At 65.9% G+C, this 7986-nt stretch carries 9 protein-coding genes; 5 read left to right on the plus strand and 4 right to left on the minus strand.

Annotation, left to right across the window (positions count from 1 at the left end; all coding sequences use genetic code 11):
- The 4 genes from VFW45_01900 to VFW45_01915 form a co-directional block, all read right to left on the minus strand.
- Positions 1–462: UvrD-helicase domain-containing protein (locus tag VFW45_01900; GenBank protein HEU5179518.1), on the minus strand; the 462-nt coding region annotated here is incomplete at its 3' end.
- Between the two features lie 35 nt (positions 463–497).
- The gene (gene glmS, locus VFW45_01905; GenBank protein HEU5179519.1) at positions 498–2330 is read right to left on the minus strand and encodes a glutamine--fructose-6-phosphate transaminase (isomerizing); all 1833 of its coding nucleotides are present in this window, start codon (positions 2328–2330) and stop codon (positions 498–500) included.
- Positions 2331–2448: 118 nt separating this feature from the next.
- Complete coding sequence (gene glmU, locus VFW45_01910; GenBank protein HEU5179520.1) at positions 2449–3888, minus strand: bifunctional UDP-N-acetylglucosamine diphosphorylase/glucosamine-1-phosphate N-acetyltransferase GlmU; 1440 nt, start codon at positions 3886–3888, stop codon at positions 2449–2451.
- A gap of 11 nt (positions 3889–3899) precedes the next feature.
- Positions 3900–4451 carry a tetratricopeptide repeat protein gene (locus tag VFW45_01915; GenBank protein ID HEU5179521.1) on the minus strand — a complete coding sequence of 184 codons (552 nt, stop codon included), beginning with the start codon at positions 4449–4451 and terminating at the stop codon, positions 3900–3902.
- A 147-nt stretch (positions 4452–4598) separates the two neighbouring features.
- On the opposite strand from VFW45_01915, the gene folK reads away from it, so the two are divergent.
- The 5 genes from folK to panD form a co-directional block, all read left to right on the plus strand.
- Positions 4599–5102 (plus strand): 2-amino-4-hydroxy-6-hydroxymethyldihydropteridine diphosphokinase, encoded by a 504-nt coding sequence (folK, locus tag VFW45_01920; GenBank protein ID HEU5179522.1) that lies wholly within the window; start codon positions 4599–4601, stop codon positions 5100–5102.
- 44 nt (positions 5103–5146) lie between these two features.
- Complete coding sequence (locus VFW45_01925; GenBank protein HEU5179523.1) at positions 5147–5806, plus strand: deoxynucleoside kinase; 660 nt, start codon at positions 5147–5149, stop codon at positions 5804–5806.
- Between the two features lie 78 nt (positions 5807–5884).
- Complete coding sequence (gene panB, locus VFW45_01930) at positions 5885–6769, plus strand: 3-methyl-2-oxobutanoate hydroxymethyltransferase (protein ID HEU5179524.1); 885 nt, start codon at positions 5885–5887, stop codon at positions 6767–6769.
- The gene (gene panC / locus VFW45_01935; protein HEU5179525.1) at positions 6757–7611 is read left to right on the plus strand and encodes a pantoate--beta-alanine ligase; all 855 of its coding nucleotides are present in this window, start codon (positions 6757–6759) and stop codon (positions 7609–7611) included. The genes panB and panC overlap by 13 nt, the downstream gene beginning before the upstream one ends.
- A 5-nt stretch (positions 7612–7616) precedes the next feature.
- Positions 7617–7986, plus strand: a 370-nt coding sequence (gene panD, locus VFW45_01940) for an aspartate 1-decarboxylase (GenBank protein HEU5179526.1), incomplete at its 3' end; no start/stop codon positions are given.

Genomic DNA, 7986 nt, shown 5'->3' on the forward strand with positions numbered 1-7986 from the left:
GTAGCGCTCCGGAGGCACCAGCAGGTTCTTGGCGTTGCTGATGGCGGACAGGACCCGGCGAGGCGGAAAGGCCCTGTCGTCGACGTTCTCCTCGCGCAGCAGGTCCTTCAGCAGCGCGATTTGATCGTCGTCATCGTAGATGACGAAGCCGCGCCGATAGCCGAGGCGCTCCCCCTCGATGCGCAGGATGCGCAACCCCAGCGAATGGAACGTGGAGACCCAGGCGCCGATCGACTCGGCGCCGAGCAGCTCGGCCACCCGGGACTTCATCTCGGCCGCCGCCTTGTTGGTGAAGGTGACGGCGAAGATCTCCTCGGGCCGGGCCTTGCCTTCGTGCAGCAGGTGGGCGATGCGATGGACGATGACACGCGTCTTGCCCGATCCGGCGCCGGCCAGGATCAGGAGCGGACCTTCCGTCGCGAGGACCGCCTCGCGCTGCTTGTCGTTGAGGGATTCGAGCATGGCCGCCTGTCAGGAAGGAAACGGGGTGCTGCCGGCTACTCGACGGTGACGCTCTTGGCGAGGTTGCGCGGCTGATCCACGTCGCAGCCGCGCCGCAGGGCGATGTGGTAGGCCAGCAGCTGCAGCGGAATGACCGCCAGGATGGGGGTGAGGAGGTCGGCGGTCTTCGGGATGGCGATCACCTGGCTGGCGATCTTGCTCAGATCCCCATTGCCTTCCTGGGTCACGGCGATGATGCGCCCCTCCCGCGCCTTCACCTCTTCGATGTTGCCCATCATCTTCTCGTAGACCTTGTCGCCGAAAGCCAGCGCCACCACCGGCAGATTCTTGTCGATGAGCGCGATCGGCCCGTGCTTCATCTCGCCCGCCGGATATCCTTCGGCGTGGATGTAGGAGATCTCCTTGAGCTTCAGGGCGCCCTCCAGGGCGATCGGGTAGTTCACGCCCCGTCCCAGGAAGAGGAAATCGGAGGCCCGGTAGTACTCTTTCGCCACCTCTTCGATGGCGGGATCCATCTGGAGGATCTTCTCGATCTGCACCGGCAGGTGCAGCAGCTGTTCGATGTGCTCCTTCGCCGCCTCGGGCTCGAGCGTCCCGCGAATCTCGGCCAGGTGCAGCGCCAGGAGCTGCAAGGCGGCGAGCTGGCAGGTGAACGCCTTGGTGGAGGCGACGCCGATCTCGGGGCCGGCGTGCGTGTAGATGATGCCGTTCGCCTCGCGCGTGATCATGCTGCCGACGACGTTGCAGATGGCGACCGTCTTCAGTCCCTTGGCCCGGGCCTCGCGCTGTGCCGCCAGCGTGTCGGCCGTCTCGCCGGATTGGCTGATGACCACCACCAGATCGCCGGGGAAGAGGATGGGATCGCGGTAACGGAACTCCGAGCCGATGTCCACCTCGACGGGCACCTTCACCAGCCGCTCCAGGAGGAACTTGCCCACCAGCGCGGCGTGCCAGGAGGTGCCGCAGGCGACCAGCGAGATGCGGCGCACCTTCTTGAACTCCTCCGGCGAGATGTCCATCTCCTCCAGGAAGATCCGGCCGGTCTCGGAGGAGACGCGCCCCAGCAGCGTGTCGCGGATGGCGCGGGGCTGCTCGTAGATCTCCTTGAGCATGAAATGCTTGAAGCCGCTCTTCTCCGCCATGATCGGGTCCCAGGTGATCCGCTGGACCTTCTTCGTGACGATGCGCCCCTCCAGGTCCTTGATCTGCACGCCGGCATCGGTGACCACGGCCACCTCGCGATCGTCCAGGAAGAAGACGTCGCGGGTATGGTGCAGGATGGCGGGGACGTCGGAGGCCACGAAGTACTCGTCTTTCCCGAGCCCGATCACCAGGGGCGGGCCGTTGCGCGCGGCGACGATCTTGCGCGGGTGGTCGGCGGCAATCACGGAGATGGCGTAGACGCCCTTCAGGCGCGGCAGACACAGGCGCACCGCCTCCTCGAGCGAATGCTCCTTCAGCTTCTCCTCGAACAGATGGGCCATGACCTCGGTGTCGGTCTCGGTCTTGAACGTGTGCCCACGGGCGCGCAGCTCGCGCTTGAGCTCGATGTAGTTCTCGATGATGCCGTTGTGGACGACCACCAGGCGCCCGGTGCAGTCGCGATGCGGGTGGGCGTTCTCTTCCGTGGGGCGCCCGTGGGTGGCCCAGCGCGTATGCCCCACACCGAAGCTGCCGTCGAGGGGAGTGAGCCGCAGGGCCTCCTCGAGGTCCCGCAGCTTGCCGGCGCAGCGCACCACCTGCAGTCCCCCCTCGTTCACCACGGCCAGGCCCGCCGAGTCGTAGCCCCGATACTCGAGCCGCCGCAGTCCATCCATGAGGACGTTGGTGAGGCGCTTGTTGCCGATGTATCCGACGATGCCGCACATGATCAGGAGCCGAATATAAGGGGTTTCGATCGAAGCTGCAAGAACGTGATTCCCGACGAGTGAAGCCTCGCCGCGCGGGATAGCCGCAGGGTCGGCGGCGTGATGCCAGGGCAGGCGTTCACGACTTCCTGCTCTTCTTCTTTTTCGCCCAGTTCGCCACGTTCACCTGGCGCCCGCGGGAGAGGGCCAGGGCGTGCGCCGGCACTTCCTTGGTGATGGTGGAGCCGGCTCCGACATAGGCGCCGCGCTTCACCTTGACCGGCGCCACCAGCTGCGTGTCGGATCCGATGAAGACCTCGTCCTCCAGGATCGTCTTGTGCTTCTTCTCGCCGTCGTAGTTGCAGGTGATCGTGCCGGCGCCCACATTGACGCCGCTGCCGATCTCGGCGTCGCCGAGGTAGGAGAGATGGTTGGCCTTGCTCCCCTTGCCGATGCGGCTCTTCTTGGTCTCCACGAAATTGCCGACGTGCACCTCCTCCGCAAGGTCCGTCTCGGGGCGCAGGTGCGCGAAAGGACCCACCCGCGCGCCGCGGCCGACGCGGGATTGCACGATGACGCAGTGGTCGCGGACGTGGACCCCGTCCTCGATCACCGAGTCCGAAATGCGCGTCCCCGGCCCGATCCGGCAATCCTCACCGATCGTCGTGCCTCCCTGGAGCATCGTCATCGGATAGAGCACGGTGTCCCGGCCGACCCGCACGTCCCATTCCACGTAGGTGCAGTCGGGATCCAGGATCGAAACGCCTTCTTCCATCAGAGCCAGAGCCTTGCGGCGGTAGACGGTCTTCGCCGCGCCGGCAAGCTCGTGCCGGTTGTTGACTCCGAGGACCTCCTCGGCGTCCGGAGGCGTGAAGGCGGATACCTTCTGATGGGCGCGCCGCAGGATCTCGGCCAGATCCGTGAGGTAGACCTCGCGCTGGGCATTGTCGGACCCCGCCTGGCCCAGGTGCTTGAAAAGCTGCGCCGTCTCGACGCAATAGATGCCGGCGTTGATCTCGCGAATCTGCTTCTGCTCGGGGGTGGCGTCCGAGGCCTCGACGATGCGGGCCACCTCGCCGTTGTAAGTGCGCACGATGCGGCCGTAGCGGCCGGGCTCCTGGAGGATCGCGGTCACCAGCGTGAGCGCCGCTCCGTGGGCGCGGTGGTACTCCACGAAGCCCTTGAGCGTCTCGGCGCGCAGCGCCGGCAGATCGCCATTCAGGATGAGAAGGGTCCCCTCGACCCCGTGCAGCGCCTTCTCGGCGCAAAGCACCGCGTGCCCGGTCCCCAGAGGCTGCTCCTGCACGCAGAAGGAAACCTTGGGATCCTTCCCTGCGATCGCCTCGCGCACGCCGTCGCCCGGGTTTCCGACGACCACCAGGACCCGGTTCGCGCCGGTTTCCAGCGCGGCGTCCACCACGAACCGGACCATGGGGCGTCCGGCGACCGGGTGGACCAGCTTCGAGGTGCGGGAAAGCATCCGCTTCCCGACGCCGGCCGCCAGGATGAGCACCGAGAGCTCCGGCGGCTTCGGCAGCGGGAAAGAGGAGGGCCGGATGGAGGTCTTTCGCTTCGCCATCGATGTGGGGCTTATTCGCGGGCCGCGGCGACCAGATCGATGAAGGCGTCGTCGTCGCGCAGCGGCTCGAAATCGGGATCGTGCTGCGCGGCGATGCGGTTCTGCGGATTGGCCTGGATCGCCTCCTTGAGCATGCTCAACGCCTGCTCCCGCTCCCCCTTGAGGGCCGCGGTGGAGGCGGTGGCATAGAGGATGCGCTCGTCGCCCGGCTCCATCTTGAGCGCCTTGTCGAGGTGGCTGAGGGCCGCATCATAGTGCTGGCGGTTGCTCTCGAAGACCGCCTGGTAGTAGTAGTCTTCGGCCTTCTTCAACGGAAGGGTCTTGTCAGCGACCTCGCGGCGGCAAATAGTAAGGTAGACCCGGCAGCGATCCGCCATCTCCTTCTCGTCGGGATAGGTGGAAAGGACTTTCTCGAAGGCCTCGGTGGCGGCGCTGTAATCCTTGCGGCGGAGGAATCCCAGGGCTTGGTCGTAGTCCTTGATCGCCTGCTCGGCGTGCGCGGCGAGTGTGGAAACGGGACGGGAAGCGACCTTCTTGCTCTTCTTGATTTCCTTCTTTGCCATGGGTGGTGTGTCCTGTATCCGTGAGTTAGCGCCAGGCTGCGCCGCGGGGGACCGGGGGTCGGGACGACCCCATCGCGCATCAGGCGGATTCTTGGGCCGACGGGATTGGAAAACGCGAAATCTTAGCAAAGGGAGCACTTACTGTCAATGAACCGCGTGCATCTGGGGCTTGGGGGCAACCTCGGGGATCGGCTCGGAGCGCTGCAGTCCGCGCTGGCGGCCCTGCGCGCCCGGGGCCTGGTGCCGCAGCGCGTCTCCTCGGTGTATGACACGGAGCCGGTTGGGTTTCTGGAGCAGGGGAATTTCCTGAACCTGGCGCTCGCGGGCCACTGGGATGGCACCCCGCGGGAGCTTCTCGAGCGCTGCCTGGCAGTCGAGGCCGAGCTGGGCCGGGTGCGGGACTTCAAGGATGGCCCGCGGACGATCGACATCGACATCCTGCTGCGCGGGGAGCAGATCGTCAGCGAGGCGGGGCTGGAGATTCCCCATCCGCGCCTGCACCTGCGCCGCTTCGTTCTCGTGCCCCTGGCGGAAATCGGTCCCGAAGTCATCCACCCCGTCTTGCGGCGCTCCTTCGCGGACCTGCTGGCCCACTGTCCCGATCCGTCTCGGGTGCGCCGGGTGGCCGCCCCGGAAGCGGTTGATGCCTGAGACCCCTGTGGATATAATCCGGCGGCTTCCCGGGGAAAAATCGGATGAAATTCCGGCACATCGCGGTGGAAGGAGCCATCGGCGTAGGGAAGACCTCTCTGGTGGATCTCCTGGCGGCGCGGTTCGATGCCCTGAAAGTCCTGGAGCAGACCGAGAACCCCTTCCTGGAGGATTTCTACCGCGACAAGCCCGGGGCCGCGTTCCAGGCGCAGCTTTTCTTCCTGATGAACCGATACCAGCAGCAGAAGGAGCTGACCCAGGGGGACCTGTTCAACCAGGTGACGCTGTCCGACTACATCTTCGCCAAGGACAAGATTTTCGCCTACCTGAACCTGGACGATTCCGAGCTGCTGATCTATGAGAAACTCTACGCCCTGCTGGAGCAGAATATCCCCCGCCCCGACCTGGTTATCTATCTCCAGGCCTCGGAGAAGGTGCTCCTGGAGCGAATTCGGCGTCGCAGCCGCGACTTCGAGATGGGAATTTCCGAGCGCTATATCGCGGAGCTGAACCGGGCCTATAATTACTTTTTCTTTCACTACACCGCCTCACCGCTGCTGGTCATCGATACGACCGACATCGATTTCGTGGAGCGGGTGGACGACCTGAACGAGCTGGTCGCGCAGATCGAGCAGATGGAGAAGGGAGTCCAGTACTACATTCCGCTGGGAGCCGGAGACGGCCCGAGACGGAAGACCAAGTAACGGATTCCCGTTTTATTGTCCCCCACGCCGCCGCCGCATTTCCCTCAACCCTTCGGGGTGGGGAGAAAGGAGCGAACGATGAGCGGTCCCCGCCCCTGTCCCGTCACGGTCCCGGATCTCCTCAAGATGAAGCAGCGCGGCGAGAGAATCGCCATGCTGACCGCCTACGACTTCCCGATGGCCCGCGCGGTGGACGCCGCGGGCGCCGACATCCTGCTGGTCGGCGACAGCCTCGGGATGGTGGTCCTCGGTTACGACAGCACGCTTCCCGTCACCATGGCCGAGATGCTGCACCACACGCGGGCGGTGGCGCGCGGGACGTCCCGCGGCCTCGTGGTCGCCGACATGCCCTACCTGTCCTACCACCTCGGCCTCGAGGAGTCGGTGCGCAACGCCGGGCGCTTCATCCAGGAGGCCGGGGCGAAAGCCGTCAAGGTCGAAGGAGGGCGCAAGCGCGCTGGCGTCATCCGGGCGATCCGCGACGCCGAGATCCCGGTGATGGGGCACGTGGGGCTCACGCCGCAGTCCGTCCACGACTTCGGGGGATTCAAGCTGCAGGGGAAGAGTGCCGAGGCGGCCGCCGCGATCCTGGAGGACGCGCTGGCGGTGGAGGATGCGGGTGCCTTCTCGATCGTACTGGAAGGGATTCCCGCCGAGCTGGCAGCCATGATCACCGAGCGCGTCGGCATTCCGACTCTCGGAATCGGCGCCGGCGCGGCGTGTGACGGGCAGGTTCTGGTGCTGCACGATCTCATCGGCTTGACGGAAGGTCACGTGCCGTCGTTCGCCCGCCGCTACGCCGACGTGGGTGAGGCGATCCGCGAGGCGTCGCGCCGCTTCATCGAGGACGTGCGGAATGGGAGCTTCCCGGGACCGTCTGAATCGGCGCATCTCAAGCCCGAGGTGGCGGAGTCTCTGCGCTCCGCCTTCGACCAGGCCGGGAAGCGGCTGTGGAAATCCTGACAAAGCCGGAGGAGATGGCGGCGCGCTCGCGGCAGCTGCGGGCCGCGGGGACGCGCATCGGCTTCGTCCCCACGATGGGGGCGCTGCACGAAGGCCATCTCAGCCTCATCCGCAAAGCGCGCGAGCTGGCCGATTCGGTCGTCGTGAGTGTCTTCGTCAATCCCGCCCAGTTCGGAGAGTCGGAAGATCTGGATCGTTATCCGAGGAACCTGGGGCGCGACGCGGAGATGGCGGGCGCCGCCGGTGCCTCCATCGTCTATGCCCCCCAGGTCGAGGCGATCTATCCGGCCGGCTATCGGACTTACGTGAGCGTCGAAGGCTGGGATGCCCTTCTCGAAGGCGCCAGCCGCCCGGGCCATTTCCGCGGCGTGGCCACCGTCGTCCTCAAGCTCCTGCATCGCGTCGCGCCGGATGTCGCATGCTTCGGGCAGAAAGACGCCCAACAGGCCATCCTGATCCGTCGGATGGTGCGCGACCTGGAGATGGACCTGCAGATCGAGATTTGTCCCACCGTCAGGGAGGCGGACGGGCTGGCCATGAGCTCGCGCAACGCCTTCCTGAGCCCACAGGAGCGCCGCGCCGCGCCGGTCCTTTACCGGGCCCTGCAACACGTCGAAACCCAGGTGCTCCAGAAAGACGAGAGGCACGCGAAGTGCGTCCTGAGGCTGATTCGGGAGACGCTCGCGGGCGAGCCGCTGGTCGTCCCGGACTACGCTGCCGTGGTGAGCGCCGAGACGCTCGAGCCGATCGATCCGCTGCGCGGGCAGGTCCTCGTACCGGTGGCGGCTCGCATCGGAGCCACGCGTCTGATCGACAACGTCATCCTGAAGCTGGAGGAATGAAGGCGATGCATCGCGAGGTCCTGCGCGGCAAGATTCACCGGGCCACGGTCACCGAAGCCAACCTGGAATACGAAGGAAGCCTCACAGTGGACGTCGAATTGATGGAAGCGGCCGGCCTGTCGGCGTACGAGAAAATCGACGTCTATGACATCACCAACGGCAGCCGCTTCTCGACCTACCTGATCGAAGGGCCGCGGCATTCCGGCGTGATCTGCGTCAACGGCGCCGCGGCGCACCTGGCCAAGGAAGGCGACCGGGTGATCATCACCGGTTACGGGCTGGCCACCGCGGTGGAGGTCAAGAGCCACCGTCCCAAGGTGGTGCTGGTCGATCAGCAGAATCGGATTCGACAGGTTCTGCACGAGTCGACCGGGA

It is taken from the genome of Candidatus Polarisedimenticolia bacterium (assembly GCA_035764505.1).
Classification (GTDB): Bacteria; Acidobacteriota; Polarisedimenticolia; order Gp22-AA2; family AA152; genus AA152.